Annotated in this window: 14 protein-coding genes and 2 tRNA genes; 11 read left to right on the plus strand and 5 right to left on the minus strand. The window is 31.1% G+C overall.

Annotation, left to right across the window (positions count from 1 at the left end; translation table 11 throughout):
* Positions 1-42: 42 nt before the first annotated feature.
* Both F7018_RS13715 and F7018_RS13720 read left to right on the plus strand, forming a co-directional pair.
* Positions 43-3,702: a reprolysin-like metallopeptidase gene (locus F7018_RS13715; RefSeq protein ID WP_150900667.1), complete on the plus strand. Its 3,660-nt coding sequence runs from the start codon at positions 43-45 to the stop codon at positions 3,700-3,702.
* A gap of 204 nt (positions 3,703-3,906) precedes the next feature.
* Positions 3,907-4,062 carry a YqaE/Pmp3 family membrane protein gene (locus F7018_RS13720; RefSeq protein ID WP_150900668.1) on the plus strand — a complete coding sequence of 52 codons (156 nt, stop codon included), beginning with the start codon at positions 3,907-3,909 and terminating at the stop codon, positions 4,060-4,062.
* Between the two features lie 216 nt (positions 4,063-4,278).
* Here the strand turns inward: F7018_RS13720 and pafA are convergent, their stop codons facing one another.
* Entirely contained in the window at positions 4,279-5,925 is a 1,647-nt protein-coding gene (gene pafA, locus F7018_RS13725; protein ID WP_150900669.1) for an alkaline phosphatase PafA, read from the minus strand.
* 118 nt (positions 5,926-6,043) lie between these two features.
* On the opposite strand from pafA, the gene F7018_RS13730 reads away from it, so the two are divergent.
* The 7 genes from F7018_RS13730 to F7018_RS13760 all read left to right on the plus strand — a co-directional run bounded on the left by F7018_RS13730 (position 6,044) and on the right by F7018_RS13760 (position 13,128).
* A complete protein-coding gene (locus F7018_RS13730; protein WP_150900670.1) occupies positions 6,044-6,784 on the plus strand; it encodes an MlaE family ABC transporter permease in 741 nt (246 codons plus the stop codon).
* Positions 6,784-7,548 carry an ABC transporter ATP-binding protein gene (locus F7018_RS13735; protein WP_150900671.1) on the plus strand — a complete coding sequence of 255 codons (765 nt, stop codon included), beginning with the start codon at positions 6,784-6,786 and terminating at the stop codon, positions 7,546-7,548. Before F7018_RS13730 ends, F7018_RS13735 begins: the two co-directional genes overlap by 1 nt.
* A 125-nt stretch (positions 7,549-7,673) precedes the next feature.
* Positions 7,674-7,746: transfer RNA gene (locus tag F7018_RS13740), tRNA-Lys, on the plus strand.
* A gap of 45 nt (positions 7,747-7,791) precedes the next feature.
* Positions 7,792-7,874, plus strand: a tRNA-Tyr gene (locus F7018_RS13745).
* 109 nt (positions 7,875-7,983) lie between these two features.
* On the plus strand, positions 7,984-10,383 hold the full coding sequence (locus F7018_RS13750) for a TonB-dependent receptor (protein ID WP_150900672.1): 2,400 nt from the start codon (positions 7,984-7,986) through the stop codon (positions 10,381-10,383).
* A 62-nt stretch (positions 10,384-10,445) separates the two neighbouring features.
* Positions 10,446-11,558, plus strand: coding sequence for a C1 family peptidase (locus F7018_RS13755; RefSeq protein WP_150900673.1), 1,113 nt, complete (start codon positions 10,446-10,448; stop codon positions 11,556-11,558).
* 118 nt (positions 11,559-11,676) lie between these two features.
* A complete protein-coding gene (locus tag F7018_RS13760) occupies positions 11,677-13,128 on the plus strand; it encodes a DUF389 domain-containing protein (RefSeq protein ID WP_150900674.1) in 1,452 nt (483 codons plus the stop codon).
* Positions 13,129-13,177: 49 nt separating this feature from the next.
* On the opposite strand, the gene F7018_RS13765 is transcribed toward F7018_RS13760, so the two are convergent.
* The 4 genes from F7018_RS13765 to F7018_RS13780 form a co-directional block, all read right to left on the minus strand.
* Positions 13,178-13,630 carry a Spy/CpxP family protein refolding chaperone gene (locus F7018_RS13765; protein WP_150900675.1) on the minus strand — a complete coding sequence of 151 codons (453 nt, stop codon included), beginning with the start codon at positions 13,628-13,630 and terminating at the stop codon, positions 13,178-13,180.
* Position 13,631: 1 nt separating this feature from the next.
* Positions 13,632-14,177, minus strand: a complete 546-nt coding sequence (locus F7018_RS13770; protein WP_150900676.1) for a hypothetical protein — start codon at positions 14,175-14,177, stop codon at positions 13,632-13,634.
* A gap of 33 nt (positions 14,178-14,210) precedes the next feature.
* Positions 14,211-14,756 (minus strand): RNA polymerase sigma factor, encoded by a 546-nt coding sequence (locus tag F7018_RS13775; protein WP_150900677.1) that lies wholly within the window; start codon positions 14,754-14,756, stop codon positions 14,211-14,213.
* 66 nt (positions 14,757-14,822) lie between these two features.
* Positions 14,823-16,265 (minus strand): TonB-dependent receptor, encoded by a 1,443-nt coding sequence (locus tag F7018_RS13780; protein WP_150900678.1) that lies wholly within the window; start codon positions 16,263-16,265, stop codon positions 14,823-14,825.
* Positions 16,266-16,292: 27 nt separating this feature from the next.
* On the opposite strand from F7018_RS13780, the gene F7018_RS13785 reads away from it, so the two are divergent.
* Both F7018_RS13785 and yaaA read left to right on the plus strand, forming a co-directional pair.
* Positions 16,293-17,126 (plus strand): MBL fold metallo-hydrolase, encoded by an 834-nt coding sequence (locus F7018_RS13785; RefSeq protein ID WP_175578739.1) that lies wholly within the window; start codon positions 16,293-16,295, stop codon positions 17,124-17,126.
* 98 nt (positions 17,127-17,224) lie between these two features.
* Positions 17,225-17,983, plus strand: coding sequence for a peroxide stress protein YaaA (yaaA, locus tag F7018_RS13790; protein WP_150900679.1), 759 nt, complete (start codon positions 17,225-17,227; stop codon positions 17,981-17,983).

The raw sequence follows: 17,983 nt of genomic DNA on the forward strand, positions 1-17,983 counted from the left end.
TTTTTATATCTTTAACGAAATAAATTTTAAGTCCCCCAGATTATGAAAAACAAGCTATTTTTAGCCATGTCCTTGGCTACGTCTGTTTTATTTTCTCAAAACAGCGAATTATGGAAAAAACAAGCAAATGGAAAAGTAAGAGCTAGTGTTTCTGCACTAGAAAAAAGATTGCCCGATAAAGAGATTTATCAACTAGATTTAGATGCGTTTAAACAAGCTTTAGTAAATGCACCTCAGAGAAAATCAGGTAAACAATCTAGTGTGATTATAGCTTTTCCAAATGCTGATGGAAAGCTAGAAAAGTACCGAGTTTCAGAAGCTTCGGTGTTGCATCCAGCCTTATCACAAAAGTATCCAGACATTAAATCTTACATGGGTGTAGGTGTTGATGATCCTTCAGATAGGATTCGTTTTAGTCTTTCAAACGCAAAAGGTTTACAAAGTATGCGTTTAGGAATTGATAAACCTACAGTGTTTATTGAACCTTATTCAGCAGATTTAAAAAGATATACTATCTATAAAAAATCGGATAAGCCTAGAGATGTAAATGGATTCAAATGTGATGTAGATCCAAATAACAGAAACAAAAGCACAGGGAGTTCTTTTCAGCATAAAAATGCAGATGATGGAACCTTAAGAACGTATCGTATTGCTATTTCTGCAACAGGTGAATATACAGCGCATCATGGTGGTACCAAAGCACAAGCATTGGCAGCAATGAATACAACAATGACAAGGGTTAATGGAATCTATGAAACGGATTTTAATGTAACTATGATTATTATTGCGAATAATGAAGATGTAATTTATACGAATGCATCAACAGACCCTTATTCAAATGGAAGTTTTAATTCACAAGTGCAATCAACTTTAACTAGTGTTATTGGTGAAGCGAACTATGATATAGGACACTTATTTGCAAAAGCATCAAACAATGGAAACGCAGGTTGTATTGGATGTGTTTGTGTAGATGGAAGTAAAGGTAGTGCATTTACTTCGCGTACTACTCCAGAAGGAGATCCTTTTGATGTAGATTTCGTGGCTCATGAAATTGGACATCAATTTGGAGGTAATCATACCTTTACAATAAGAAATGAAGGAACCAATGTACATATGGAACCAGGAAGTGGTACTACCATAATGGGATATGCAGGTATAACAGGAGCAACAGATGTGCAGCCTAATAGTGATCCATATTTTCATGCAATAAATATTCAGCAAATTACTAATTATATTAAATCAACTTCATGTCAAACAAATACTTCAACAGGAAATAATGTGCCAACAGTAAATGCTGGTAGTGATTATACAATTCCAAAAGGAACAGCATTTGTATTAACAGGATCTGCTACCGATGCAGATGCGTCTGATGTGCTTTCATATTGTTGGGAACAAATGGATGAAAACAATGCAGCTACAACATACCCTAGTGTAACAGCTACAGCAGGAGTTGCTTTTAGGTCTTATTCTCCAACAACAAATGCGTCAAGGTATTTTCCAAGATTAGAAACAGTAAAAGCAGGAAATACTTCTTGGCAATGGGAAGCGGTTCCAAATGTTGCCAGAAGTTTAAACTTTAGATTAACGGTAAGAGATAACAGAGCAGGAGGAGGAACAAATAATAGTGATGATATGGTGGTTACTGTAAATGGAACAGCAGGGCCTTTTGTGGTAAATTCACCTAATACAGCAGTTACTTTAACAGCAGGAGCAACTGAAACTGTTACTTGGAATGTAGCAGGTACAACAAGTAATGGAGTAAATGCTGCAAATGTTGATATTTTAATGTCTACAGATGGTGGAGATACTTATCCAGTAGTATTAGCTAGTGGAGTTCCTAATGACGGATCTCATGATATTACGGTGCCAAACTCAGTAGGAAATCAAAATAGAATAATGGTTAGAGGAACTAACCATATCTTCTTCGATATTTCAAATACAAACTTTACTATTTCAAATCCGTTACCATGTACAGCATCAGTTCCAACTGGAGTTAGTGTAAGTGGAGTTACAGATTCAGCAGCTACAGTTTCTTGGAATACAGTATCAGGAGCAACTTATACTGTTGAGTACAAAAAAGCATCAGATGCTTCTTGGACTTCAAATAATACATCAGGAACAACTACTACGTTATCTGGTTTAGATGCAAATACAGCTTATGAAGTTAGAGTTAAGAGTGTTTGTACAGATGGTACTTCATCTAGTTTTAGTGCAACAGCTAATTTTACAACAACAGATGTTCAATTAACATATTGTACAGCTAAAAGTACAAATGTAAATGATGAATATATTTCTAATGTAAAATTAAATACAATAGATAATACTTCAACAGGTCAATTTTATTCAGATTTTACAAATATTTCAACTACTATAACTAAAGGAGCTTCAGAAACAATTACCATTACTCCAACTTGGACTGGAACAACTTATAGTGAAGGTTATGGAGTTTGGATTGATTATAATAAAAATGGAGTGTTTACAGATGCTGGAGAGCTAGTTTGGAGTAAGTCTCCTTCAACAGATACACCAGTGTCAGGAAGTTTCACGGTACCTGCATCAGCAGTTACAGGAGACACTAGGATGAGAGTAATTTTACGTTATAATGCAGTACCAAGTCCATGTGGTGAATTTACTTATGGAGAGGTAGAAGATTATACAGTTACAATAGTAGGTGCTGGAGCAGATACAGTAGCACCAGTAATAACCTTGTTAGGAAATAGTGTTGAAAATATAAATGTTGGAGATTCGTATACAGATGCTGGAGCAACTGCAAGTGATAATGTAGATGGAAATATTACTGCTAATATTGTAGTAACTGGTTCTGTAGATGCAAATACACAAGGAACTTATACTTTAACTTATAATGTATCTGATGCAGCTGGTAATGCAGCAACAGCAGTAACTAGAACTGTTAATGTAAATGCAGTTACAGCTGGTTGTACAGGAGGAATAGATAGTTACCCTTATGCACAATCTTTTGATTCGTCTTTTGGTTCATGGACACAATCTAGTGGCGATGATATCAATTGGACAAGAAGAACTGGAAGTACACCATCAAGTGGAACAGGTCCTTCATCAGCCAATAATGGTTCACATTATATTTATGTAGAGGCTTCTGGTAGAAATACAGGATACCCAAATAAAAGAGCAATTATAAATTCACCATGTTATGACTTATCAGGATTAAGTTCTGCTTCAATTTCGTTCAAATATCACATGTATGGAGCTACCAATATGGGAACTATCGACTTAGAAGTTAGTGAGGATGATGGAGTTAATTGGACTTCAATTTGGAATCAATCAGGAAATAAAGGAAACTCTTGGTTAACAGCTACAGTAAGCTTAAATGATTATGTAGGAAAAGGTATTAAATTACGTTTTAACCGTGTAACAGGAAATACATGGCAAGCAGATATTGCTATTGATAACTTCCAGGTTACTGGTTCAAACTCAGCAATTACTACAAGAGGAGATATTCTTGAGTTTGCAATCTATCCGAATCCAGTTGGAAACCAAATAAATTTAGTGAAGCCAATTGGTTATGAAAAAGTAAATTATACTATTTATAACACATTAGGTCAAAGAATTAAGAAAGGTGTTGCTACTAATAATATTGATGTTAGTGGTTTAAAATCGGCTATTTATACAATTGTAATTGAAAAGGATACAGATGTAAAGAGTATCCGATTTATAAAGAAATAGCTTATAAAATAAACTGTTTAGAAGTAACTTTCTAAACAGTTTTCATTTTTGCATTGCATTAATTGAATTGTTTTTAAAATCGAAAAGCATTGATTATCGTTTATAATCAATGCTTTTTTCTTTTCAAAATGGCCTTTTGTTACTGTAAACTGTAACAAAATAAAGGAATATTCGTCTTTATAGTATATTAATTAAAAAAATACTATGAGTTTATTAAGAGTTTTACTAGCAATTTTTTTTCCACCATTATCTGTTTTAGGTAAAGGATGTGGATCTGTAGTAATTGTTTTTTTATTAACCCTTTGTGGTTGGGTACCAGGAGTTATTGGTGCTTTGGTTATATTAAATAATCCAAAATAAAAAATGTGACTTTTTTAAAATTGATGTATCTAAATAGTTAGAAACCAAAAACATAAAAATATGATTTACATTTTTTTTACACTACTTACAGCTTTTATAATGAAGAGTTATATTTCAAATGCATATAAATATAAAACGTGTAAAGTATATTGTAAAAGAAAATAGAATATTCTGTACATTATTTGAAAAGAAAAAAGCGCTCATTGAGCGCTTTTTTTATTCTAATACTTCTTCTATAATCTTTCCAGTGGTTCCGTTAGGGAATTCAATTTGTAATAAATTAGAGATTGTAGGTGCAATATCAATTATTTCATATTTTTTCTTTGATGAACCTTGATTAATACCATTTCCGTAGAAAATCAAAGGGATATGAGTATCATAAGAATATCCAGAACCATGTGATGTACCTCCATTTTTATAATAAGCACTAAGTGTAGATGGATTTGGAATTAATAGAATATCTCCAGAAAATTTCTGATTGTAACCGTTCTGTAATGAGTTTAAAATACCATTGGTAAAAGTAGTAGTTTGTAATGTTTTTGCGGTTACAGACTTATAGATGTTTTTATAATTGATTGCTTCGTCAGCTATTTTTTGAGCAACAGTATGTACATCTAATTTTAACTCTTCAATTTTCTCTTTATTTAAGAAGATTTGAAAGTTAGAAATACTCTCAACTAATGCATCTGAATTAAAACACTTTTTAGTAATATCATTTACATAAGTTTTAAATTCTGTATAACTAAAATAATCAGCAGGGATTTTAACAGATTTAAGATAAGCTGGAACTTGAACAGCAGCATGATCAGCTGTTAAAAATAAGGTGTAATTGTCCTCACCAATTTCAGTATCTAAAAACTGAAACAAATCAGCTAAATCTTTGTCTAATCGTAGATAAGTGTCTTCAACTTCTTTGGAAGCAACTCCAAATTGATGTCCGACATAATCAGTAGAAGAATAGCTGATAGCTAAAAAGTCAATAAATTCAGATTTACCTAAGTTTTCTCCAATAATAGCAGCTTTAGCAAAATCGGTAGTCAAGGTATTACCAGCTGGTGTTGCTTTTATGATACTATAGTTTTTGTTTTCACTTTTTAAATTAGGTATGTCATGAGGGAAAATAGGTTTTTCTTCTCCTTTAAAAGGTTTTTCAAAATTATTATCATCAGCAATACTTTCAGTATAAGTGTTGATATCATATAGGGTTTCCCATGGTTGTTTCAAGTATTCATCTACTATTTTAGAATTGTTAAACTCTTGTACCCAATTAGGAAGGTTGTTCATATAATAAGATGAGGTAATCCATTTCCCTATATCACGACCATAAAACCAATAAGCACCGTCAGCAGCATGACCAGCGGGTAAAATTGCTGAACGATCCTTGATAGCAACTCCAATAGTCTTACCATTCATATTTTGTGCTAACTTTAATTGATCTGTTATTGTAGTCGTTAGCATTCTATTAGGAGATTTCTTTCCTCCATCACCATCATAACCTACAGTATTATAATTACTATCATCTACACAATACACCATTTCTTTAGTGTATTTGTCATACCAAGTGTTACTAATTATAGCATGGTTTGTAGGAGTTGTTCCTGTATAAATTGAAGCATGACCAACAGCAGTATAGGTTGGTATATAATTATAATGAGCATTTTCCAGAGAGAACCCATCTTCTAATAAACGTTTAAATCCATCTTCACCATATTTAGAAGCAAAACGAATTAAATAATCATAGCGCATTTGGTCAATTACTACACCAACAACTAGTTTAGGTTTATGAGTGCTTTTTTTAGGGGCTATTACACAACTAATTAAACAAGTTGTGGCTAAAGCAGCTAAACATATTATTTTTTTCATGATTAATTTTAAAAATTTAGAATCAAAGGTAAGTAAAAAGAGTGCTAAAACTCATAAATAACGTGAAGAGTTAATGGTTTTTTAATACTTTAGCAGTAAAGAAAAATAGAATAGTTTAATGAATTATATTGAGCATATTGGAAAGTACTTTCTAATGCTAAAACAAGTTTTTACAAAACCGCAAAGAGCTAGGGTTTTTCGAGAAGCTTTATTTAGGGAAATTGAAGAGTTAGGACTTAAGTCGTTGGGGATTATAGCTTTTATATCTTTTTTTATTGGGGGAGTTATTGCTTTGCAAACAGCATTGAATTTAGAAAATCCGTTTATACCAAAATCACTAATTGGTTTTGCAGCTAAACGTTCAGTAATCTTAGAATTTGCACCAACATTTTGTTCAATTATTTTAGCAGGAAAAGTAGGGTCTTATATCACTTCAAGTATAGGAACAATGCGTGTAACAGAGCAAATAGATGCTTTAGAAGTAATGGGGATAAATTCGTTAAACTATTTAGTATTACCTAAAATTATAGCTACTTTATTTTTCTACCCTTTCTTAATTGTATTAGCTATGTTCTTAGGGATTTTTGGTGGATGGGTAGCTGGAGTACTTTCAGGACTGTTTTCTGGAATAGATTATATTACTGGGGTTCAAATGGAGTTTAATCCTTTTTTACTTACTTATGCAATTATTAAAACTTTAGTTTTTGCGTTTTTAATAGCTACGGTTCCTTCTTATCATGGGTATTATGTAAAAGGAGGTTCTTTAGAAGTTGGTAAAGCAAGTACGCAATCGGTAGTTTGGACTACTGTAATAATTGTTATCGCTAATTATTTCTTAACTCAAATGTTGTTAACGTAATGATAGAAGTAAATAAATTACATAAAGGATTTAATGGAGTTGAGATTTTAAAAGGAATTACAACCTCGTTTAAACCAGGAGAAACAAGTTTAATTATAGGGCAAAGTGGTTCAGGAAAAACAGTGTTCTTAAAATCATTAATAGGTTTACATACGCCAGAAAAAGGAACTATAACCTATGATGGTCGTGTAAATACAGAAATGACTATAGAAGATAAAAGAAGCTTTAGGAAAGAGCTAGGAATGGTTTTTCAAGGAAGTGCTTTATTCGATTCTCAAACAGTTGAAGAGAATGTGATGTTTCCTCTAAAAATGTTTACAAAACAGCCTGAGAGTGAAATGTTGGATAGAGTAAACTTTGTTTTAAAAAGAGTAAACTTAGAGAACTCAAATAAAAAATTTCCAGCAGAATTATCAGGAGGAATGCAAAAGCGTGTAGCAATAGCGAGAGCAATTGTAATGAATCCAAGATACCTGTTTTGTGATGAACCTAATTCAGGGTTAGATCCACAAACATCAATTGTTATTGATAATTTAATTCAAGAAATTACTGATGAGTATAAAATAACAACTGTTATTAATACCCACGACATGAATTCTGTTATGGAAATAGGAGATAAGATAGTATTTCTTAGAAATGGAGTGAAAGCATGGGAAGGTTCGCACAAAGAAATCTTTAAAACAGACAATGAAGCGATTGTTGATTTTGTGTATTCATCTAATTTATTTAAAAAAGTTAGAAAAGCATATTTAAATGATGTTTAGGTAACTTTCTGTGTATTAAGAAGTAAAAAAATAAGTGCAATTTTTTTGAAAATAAAGTCAAAAAAAAGTTTGTAGAATTAAAAATACCTTCTATATTTGCACCCGCTAACGCGAAAAAAAACAATGACCGGGTAGCTCAGTTGGTAGAGCATCTCCCTTTTAAGGAGAGGGTCCTGGGTTCGAGCCCCAGCCCGGTCACAAGTTTTTTAAAGTTTATTAGATTAGATAAATTTGAAAAGCTCTGGGGAGATTCCAGAGCGGCCAAATGGGACGGACTGTAACTCCGTTGTCTTACGACTTCGCAGGTTCGAATCCTGCTCTCCCCACAAACCTCAGTAAAACTGAGGTTTTTTTATGTTTTAAAATTGTTTGTTTAACTTTTTTGATTATTTGTTGAACAAATTGTATTTTAGCATAGCTTTAAATTTCTGATATATGAAACGTATACTTGTATTGTTGTCGATATTTCAAACATTTTTAACCGTAGGTCAAAATCTAGGAGAAATTTCAGGAAAAATAATTGATTCTAAAACAAGAAAAACAATTCCTTATGTAAATGTATTGGTTTATGGCACTTCAATAGGTGTTGTTTCTGATGATGAAGGTAATTTTAGAATAACTAAGGTTCCTTTAGGTTACAATAAGCTACAAGTTTCATTTGTAGGTTACCAATCGTTAATTACAAATGAATATTTAGTTACTAAAGACAATTCACCTTATATAACAGTAGTACTGAAAGAAAACTCAACAACATTAAAAGAAGTTGAGGTTAAAGCAAACTTATTTAAAAAATCAATAGAGAGTCCTTTGTCATTACAAACATTAGGGGTTGTAGAAATAGAGAAAAATCCAGGTGGAAATAGGGATGTTTTAAAAGTAATTCAATCTTTTCCAGGAGTAGCCTCAAATCCAGGTTTTAGAAATGATATCATTATTAGAGGGGGAGCAACATCAGAAAATAAATTTTATTTAGATGGTATTGAAGTACCTGTAATAAATCACTTTCAAACACAAGGAGCTACTGGAGGACCTGTTGGGATAATGAATGCAGATTTAATTAGGAAAGTAGATTTTTATTCTAGTGCTTTTCCTGCAAATAGAGGTAATACATTGAGTTCGGTTATAGAGTTTACTCAGAAAGTGGGAAATAACAAATCGTTGAATACAAGAGCTACTTTAGGAACTTCAGATGCTGGTATTACATTAGATGGACCTATTGGTGATAAAACGACTTTTATGTTATCTGTGCGTCAATCGTACCTTCAGTTTTTATTCAAGCTGATAAAACTACCTTTTTTACCAACGTATAATGATTTTCAGTTAAATGTAAAATCTGAATTATCTAAAAATAGCGAGTTGTCAATTATAGCGTTAGGGGCTATAGATGATTTTGAGTTAAATGAAACGGTAAATGATGGAGAAACTGATGAAGAAACTATAAAGCGAAACAAAGTAATATTAAATACAGTACCAGTAAATAGTCAATGGAATTATACTATTGGAGCTAGTTATAAATATTTTGCTGAAGAAGCTACACATTTATTGGTTTTGAGTAGAAATGAACTTAAAAATAAGGCTGTAAAGTATTTTATGAATGAAGAGATAGCTCCAAATTTATTATTGAATTATAATTCAAAAGAAACGGAAACCAAGTTTAGATATGAGTTGAATTTGGATACTAAAAATAATTATAAAATAAATATAGGTTCAAATCTTGAAACAGCCACATATTTAAACAACACTTATAGGAAAGTAGCAAATAGTCAAGGAGTTTTTGAAGATGTTTTTAATTCAGAAATAGATTTTATTAAATATGGTATTTTCGGTCAGATTTCAAAGGAATATTTAAATAATAAATTAGGGGTTTCTTTTGGTTTTAGGTTGGATGGTGTGGATTATAACAGTGAAATGAGAAATGTATTTAACCAGTTTTCACCTAGATTTTCTTTGAATTATTTGTTAACAGATAAATGGTCTGTAAATGGATCTATTGGGAGATATTATCAATTGCCTTCTTATACCGTTTTGGGGTTTAAGAATAATGCAGGTGAGTTTGTAAATAAAAAAGGGCTAAAATATATACAGTCAGATCATATAGTGGCAGGTTTATCGTATAGACCTAATACAAGTTCTAAAGTTACTTTTGAAGCATTTCACAAGTCTTATGATAATTATCCATTTTCGGTGAGGGATCAAATAAGTTTAGCAAATTTAGGAGATGATTTTGGTGTTGTAGGGAATGAAGAGGTGGTTTCAAATTCACAAGGAAGATCTTATGGTTTTGAATTTTTAGCTCAAAAAAAATCCTATGATGGTTTATATGGAATTGCATCTTATACATTTGTAAGAAGTGAGTTTAAAAATGCTTTAGGACAATATATACCATCTACTTGGGATAATAGACATCTTATAACTATTACAGCAGGAAAAAAGCTGAAGAAAAACTGGGAAATTGGTACTAAGTTTAGATTGGTAGGAGGAAAACCTTTTACTCCTTATGATTTAAATGCATCGTCGTTAATATCAAATTATGATGTTAGAAATGGAGGTGTTTTAGATTATACTAAATTAAATGAGGAGCGTTTGGATACTTACACACAATTAGATTTTAGAGTAGATAAGACTTGGTATTTAAAAAGAGCGGCTATAAATTTATATTTAGATATACAGAATGTTTATGCTAGTAGTTCTAAGCAACGTCCTTTTTTATTGCCAATAGAAGATCAAAATGGAAGAGTTATAGATCCTAATGATGGCTCAAGATATCTTTTAGAAGAAGTAGAGAGTACTACTGGTAGAGCTTTGCCAAGAATTGGAGTAATTGTAGATTTTTAAGAGTGTGAAATTTTTAATGATAGTTAAAAAATGTAAATTGCTCAGAAATTAAAAATAACCTCATGAAAAAAATCTTAGTAGCTGGAGCTTTTGCAGTTCTTAGTATTGGTTCAATTAATGCACAGAAATATCAATTTAAAGAAATAAAAGATATAGAGAATACTCAAGTAAAGAGCCAAGGTAGAACTGGTACTTGTTGGAGTTTTTCTACAACTTCTTTTTTAGAATCAGAAATTATACGTTTAACAGGTAAGGATATTGATTTATCAGAAATGTATACAGTGCGTAATACGTATTCAGATAAGGCAAATAATTATTTATATCGTCAAGGAAAGGCACAATTTAGTGAGGGAGGTTTAGGGCATGATGTTATCAATTCAGTAGCAAAGTACGGATTGGTGCCAGAAACTGTTTTTACAGGATTAGAAGTAGGGCAAGACAGACATAATCATGCAGAACTGGTAGCGGTTTTAAAAGCAATGTTAGATGCTTATATTAAAAACCCTGCAAGAGAGTTAAGTCCAAGATGGCGTAAAGCTACAGAGGGAGTTTTAGATGTGTATTTAGGAAAGAATAAAAAAGAGTTTACTTTTGAGGGGAAAACATATACACCAAAAAGTTTTGCTGAGTATGTGAAAATAGATCCATCAAACTATGTAACCTTAACATCTTTTGAGCATGCAAGAAAGTATGACAAATTTGTATTAAATATTCCAGATAATTTTTCAAACGGAATGTTTTATAATGTGTCTTTAGATGAATTGGTAAAAGTTACTGAAGATGCTGTAGAAAAAGGATATACTATTGAATTAGATTGTGATGTCTCTGAAAAAACATTTTCATCAAAAAATGGGGTAGCAATCATACCAGCAAGCAGTGCTGATGTAAAGAAAGGATTGACAGAAATTGTAAAAGAAAAGAAAGTAACTTCAAGTTTACGTCAGGCTGAATTTGAAAACTTTAATACAACTGATGATCATTTAATGCATATTGTTGGCTTGGTTAAAGATCAAAAAGGAAATAAGTATTTTAAAGTAAAAAACTCTTGGGGAACTAATCAAGGAAATAATGGGTATGTTTATATGTCAATTCCTTATTTTAAATTAAAAACAATATCAGTTTTATTACATAAAGATGGGATTTCTAAAGATTTAAAAAATAAATTGAAAATCTAAAAAAGAGATATAAACTTTAAGTAAAAATAAAACCTCGAACAATTAGCTTCGAGGTTTTGTTTTTATTGAGTAATGCTGGAATTTTGTATCTTCCCCGAGTTAACAAAAATCAATTTATATGGAAGAAAAGAAGAAGCAGGATGAAAATGTAGAACAATCGAAGCAAGCTGTTGAAAAGAACGCGAAAGGCTTGTGGGAAAATTCAATAATATTTTTAAAAGAGTTACTAGATTTTCGTCATGATACTGATCAAGAAGCTACTATAGAAGCAATAAAAAGTGATATTCCTTTAAAAGGAGCAACCGCATGGATTTTAATTTGTTCAATATTTATAGCTTCGATAGGTTTAAATGCAAATTCAACAGCAGTAGTTATTGGAGCCATGTTAATATCTCCTCTAATGGGACCTATTTTAGGTGTAGGAATGTCTATTGCTATAAATGATATTGATACACTTAAGAAATCGTTAATCAATTTAGCAACAATGATTGTGTTAAGTTTGTTAACGGCTTTTTTATTCTTTGCTATTTTTCCTTTAAAAGAAGAAACTTCCGAGCTTTTAGGAAGGGTAAAGCCAGATATACGAGATGTACTGATAGCCTTTTTTGGAGGATTGGCTTTAATTATAGCACGTACTAAAAAAGGAACTATTGCATCAGTAATATTTGGAGTAGCAATTGCTACAGCTTTAATGCCTCCTTTGTGTACTGCAGGTTATGGATTGGCTATAGGTAATTACGATTACTTCTTAGGTGCAATGTATTTGTTTACAATCAATACTATTTTTATCGCTTTGGCAACCTTTGTAGTACTGAAATTGTTACGTTTTACAATGATTCGTTATGTGAATTCTGTAGAAAGAAAAAGAATTGCACGTTTAGCTTCATTTGTAGCAGTATTGGTAATGGTGCCAGCAGTTTTTACTTTTATTAATGTGTATAATGAAAGTATTATAAATGCAAATTATAAGAAGTTTTTAAAAGAAGAAATTGATTCTAATAAAGATTTATGGTTGCAACGTGAAAAGTTAGATAGAGGAGAGAAAAAAATTAGTTTATTTTTCAATGGAGATGTTAACGATGCTACTAAAACATTTTTAAGAAATGAATTGAAATCATATCCAAGAATTGATACTTATGAATTACTTATTAATGAAAATAAAGCGCGTAGTGTAGATAGGGTAGTAGATGCATATGATAGAGCTATTGTTGAATTGGATCAAAAGGATAATGTAATAAAAGGATTACACAAGGAAATAGAGGAGTTAAAATCAACTATTACTGGGTTAAATCAACGAATAGAAAAAGATGCTTTAAATAGAGATAAAAACTCTGTGCCGTTTAGTACAATAGCAAAAGATGCTAAGATTAGGTATAATGATATTAAAGGTATCAGTTTTGCAAAAATATTAAGTTCTAAAGATTTTATTAAAATAGATACTATTCCAGAGTTGTCAATTACTTGGGATAAAAAAATAAAAGATTCGGTTGTCAATGCAAAAGAAAAAGAATTGAGAACATGGCTTCAAAAGGAACTTAAATTAGATACATTAATAATTAAGAAAAAATAATTTGATTTGTATGTGGTCACTAAAAAAAACCGAGCATTGCTCGGTTTTTTTATTTTCTCATCCTTTTTCTTTTATACTTTTTGAATAGGCTGCGATGAAAGTCGTGTTCTGCCATTTCTAAAGCTAAAATCTTTTTATAAGGAAGTATTTTTGAAATCTTATTATGAAACTTAGCTTTGATTTCATAACGTTGTCTATTAATCGTTCTAATGTTTTTTAGAATTTCTTTAGATTCTTTCTCAGAAAGATTTTCAATACCACCATTTTCCTTGATTCTTTTTCTAATACTTACCCTTTCTTCACGATGAAGCTCCATCATGTTCTTGTCGTATTTGTTATAAATAGGCCAAAATTTTTCTGCTTCACTAGCTGTTAAATCTAGTTTTTCAGTAAGAAAAGAAACTTTGTAAAGTCTAATTTTTTCACTGCTTTTTTTAAACTGAGCGTTTGCTGTTGTAGCAAAGAAGCTAAAAGCTATAAGTGTTAATATTAATTTTTTCATATTATTCTAATTCGTTTAAGTAGGTCGAACTGTCTATACCGTTTAAATATTCTTCTAAATTATCATCGCTAATGTCATTAAAAGTGTCACTTTCTAAATCAGTAGTGTTTAATGCTAAAGCTAATTCGTCATCATTAGTATCACCATATCCATTTTCGTACCAAGCTGATAAATCTGCATCAGAAATGTCGTCTATTGTATAAATTACACTTTTTCCATTAGTGTTAAAGTAATTTAAACCTATGAATAGTAATACAGAAGCAGCTGCGGCAATAGGGACTAATTGTAACACTCTTTTACGTAAAGAAATAACTTTTGTTTCCTTAGGTTCTAGTGTGTTTATTTTAGCAAATATATCATCTTCAATTTTATCAAAATAATTGCTTGGAACTTCAAAGCTATTCTTTTTGGAGAAGCTTTCTGTCTTTATTGAATTCAATACATCTTCTTCTATACCATTAAAATAATTTTTAGGTGTAGAAAAACCAGTTTGCTTACCTGCTTTTTGGTTTATAAAATCTATTTTATTTTTTATCTCTTTATCCATCTCACTTCTAAGACCTTATTTTTTGTAAAAGGTTTAATTGTAGTTTTTTATAAACTGTTCTATTTTTTTTACAGCAATATGGTATGATGCTTTTAAGGCGCCTACAGACGTTTCTAAAACTTCAGAAATTTGATCGTATTTCATTTCGTCAAAATACTTCATGTTAAAAACAAGTTGTTGTTTTTGAGGAAGTGTAGCAATGGCTTTCTGGAGAACTAACTGAATTTCGTCTCCAGAAAACCAATTGTCACTGTCTAGATTAGAAACTAACTGATGCTGGTAATCTGTGATGTCAATATTTCTTTCCTTGGCTTTTTTGTTGATAAATGTGATAGCTTCATTGGTTGCTATTCTATACATCCAAGAATACAGTTTACTGTTTCCTTTAAAATGATTAATGCTTTTAAAAATTTTAATGAAAGTATTCTGTAAAACATCATCTGCATCATCATGACTAATTACAATTTTTCTTATATGCCAATACAATCGCTCTTTATATTGCGATATCAAATGTTTAAAAGCTACTTCTCTTGTTTTTTGATCTTGTAGCTGCTCTATAAGTGTAATTTCGTCAGTCAACTAAATTTATGTTTAGCTGTTAGACTTTAAAGATAATAAAAGGTTTAAAAAGAATCTATAATTTTTTTATTTGCGCTTTCTTGAGCAACCAAATAAACGTTTTTCTTTAATAGTTTCTGATACTCCTTCTGGAAGCATTTCTTCCCATCCATCTTCGTCTTCTTTAATCATTTGCAATACTTTTCTAGAAAAAATATGCAAGATTTCAGGGTCAAAGTTTTGGATGTCTTTTAACTTACCATTGTTTTTAAAGAACTTGTATAGCTCTTTCATTCTAGGATGAACTTTCAGGTTATCACTAGTAATAAACTCACCAGATTCTTCATCTTTATAAGGGTACATATATACTTTTAAGTCTCGGTAAAATAACTTACCGAAAGCTTCTAAAATACCACCACTTAAATCACGATAATATTTCTCATCAAATATTTGAATAAGGTTATAAACTCCCATGGCTAGTCCCATTCTTTCTTTAGTAAATTCACTAAAGTATTCTACCAATTTAAAGTATTCTTGGTAGTTGGTAATCATTACATTTTGACCTAAAGCACAAAGTAATTCAGCTCTATCCAAGAAATCACGTTCATTAATTTCTCCTTCAGCACGAAGGTTACTTAATGTTATTTCAAAAATTATTTGTGTTTTCTCAGGATTTACTTTTTTCTCAGCTAAGAATAATTGTTTCGATCTTTCGAACATGTCCATGTTTACTTTAGTAACAGGACGATAACTACCACGTAAAGCTAAAATGTTCTTTTTATAAAGTACTTGAGCAGGTAATAAGTTATTTCCGTCAGGACCAAACATTACTGCGTTGGTCATTCCGTTTTTAACTAATTGTAAACTCATTAAACGGTTATCAACATACATAAAACGAGGTCCAGAGAAATTAATCATATCAATCTCTAAACGGTCGCTATCTATATTGTCATAAAAAGATTTTAATAAATCTTTTGGATTATCATTTAAGTAATAAGCTCCGTAAACTAGGTTTACCCCTAAGACACCTAAGGTTTCTTGTTGTTGTCTAGCGTCGGTTTCTTTAAAACGAAGGTGTAAAATAATTTCGTTATAATCTTCTAATGGGTCTAATTGAAAACGAATACCTACCCAACCATGACCTTTAAACTTTTTAGTAAAGTTTATAGTTGCCACGGTATTAGCATAACTAAAAAATAATTTATCTGGATGCTTTTGACGATCAAGACGATCTTCAATCAAATCCATTTCATGCTTTAACATTTTCTTTAATCGAGGCTCAGTTACGTATCTATTGTCTTCCTCAATCCCATAAATTGCATCTGAAAAATCTTTATCATATGCACTCATTGCTTTTGCAATAGTTCCCGAAGCACCTCCGGCTCTAAAAAAATTACGAACAGTTTCTTGACCAGCTCCAATTTCTGCAAATGTTCCATAAATGTGAGCATTTAAGTTGATTTTTAGAGCTTTACTTTTAGTAGTAGGTACTGTATTTATCTTCTGATCTCCTTTTAGCGTAATTGCCATTTTTCTATTTTTAGTTACGTAAAACAAATGTACAGAAAATCGGAATTATCAGACAATATTTGTCGTATTTTTGTGATAATAATGGAGAAAAAAAAGCAATTAAAAGTAACTTTTTTAGGTACAGGAACTTCAACTGGAGTTCCTATGCTTACAAGTAAGCACCCGGTAGCTTTATCAAAAGACCCTAGAGACAGACGTTTAAGGTCTTCGGTGCTAATTTCATGGGATGATAATGTTAATTATGTAATTGATTGTGGGCCTGACTTCCGTCAACAGATGATGAGAGAAGAAGTTATGTCTATTAACGGGATTTTATTTACACATGAACATGCAGATCATATTGCTGGTTTAGATGAAATTAGACCCTATTGTTTTCAAATGGGAGAAGTGCCTTTGTATGCATCGGAAAGAGTTCTCAATGTGCTAAAGAAGAGGTACGATTATATTTTCGCTACAGAAAACCGTTATCCAAGTGCACCAAAAGTGTCAACTACTACAATTTCCCATCATGAAAGTTTCTTTTTAGAAGGGGTAGAAGTTACTCCTATTGAAGTAATGCATGGACGCTTACCAATTTTAGGATATCGATTTAATGATCTTGCTTATGTAACCGATATTAAAACAATTTCTGAGGAAGAGAAAGAAAAATTAAAAGATTTAGATGTTTTAATTGTTACTGGGTTAAGAAGAGAATTGCATGCAACTCATTTTAATTTAGAAGAAGCTCTTGATTTTATAGAGGAAATAAAACCTAAAAAAACATATTTAACACATATTAGCGAATTATTAGGTTTGCATGCCGAAGTAGAAAAAGAATTGCCAGATAATGTGTTTTTATCTTATGATGGACTTGTTATTTAATAAGTATCATCTTTTTCAATAGTATTATTAATATAAATTAGTGAAAGTAATTGAGGTTTCTAAAATTGCTTTTTATTTTTACAAAAACATTCTGTTACATGAAAATTATTATATCTCCAGCTAAGTCGTTAGATTTTGAAAATAAAGCTAACACTACTTTATATACTGAACCAAGGTTTTTAGAACAATCAGCAAAATTAAACAAGAAGTTAAAGACTTTGTCAAGAAAGAAATTGTCTGAATTGATGAAAATTTCAGATGATTTGGCTAGTTTAAATTATGATAGGAATCAAGAGTGGTTGCCACCATTTACTATAGATAACGCTAAACAGGCTGTATACGCTTTTACAGGTGAAGTTTTTAGAGGGATAGATGTTAATTCTTTATCAGAAGACAAGGTGCCTAGCTTACAAGAAAAGTTAAGAATATTGTCAGGACTTTATGGTTTATTAAAGCCATTAGATTTAATTCAACCTTATCGATTAGAGATGGGAACAAAATTAAAGGTAGGAAGAGCTGATAACTTATATAAGTTTTGGGGAGATACATTAGCAAATTCTTTAAATGAAGAATTAGAAGAAGGCGAGTTGTTGATTAATTTAGCAAGTTCAGAGTATTTTAAAGCTTTACCAAAGAAAACATTAAAAGTACCGATGATTACTCCAGTTTTTAAAGATTTTAAAAACGGGCAGTATAAGACAATTATGACATTTGCTAAAAAAGCCAGAGGTTTAATGGTGCGTTATATTATTGAAAATGATATAAAGAATTTGGAAGAACTTAAAGGTTTTAATGTAGAGGGATATGGTTTTTCAGAAGAGATGTCAACTGAAACAGAATTAGTTTTTACAAGGTAA

The organism is Tenacibaculum aiptasiae (assembly GCF_008806755.1).
Taxonomy (GTDB): domain Bacteria; phylum Bacteroidota; class Bacteroidia; order Flavobacteriales; family Flavobacteriaceae; genus Polaribacter; species Polaribacter aiptasiae.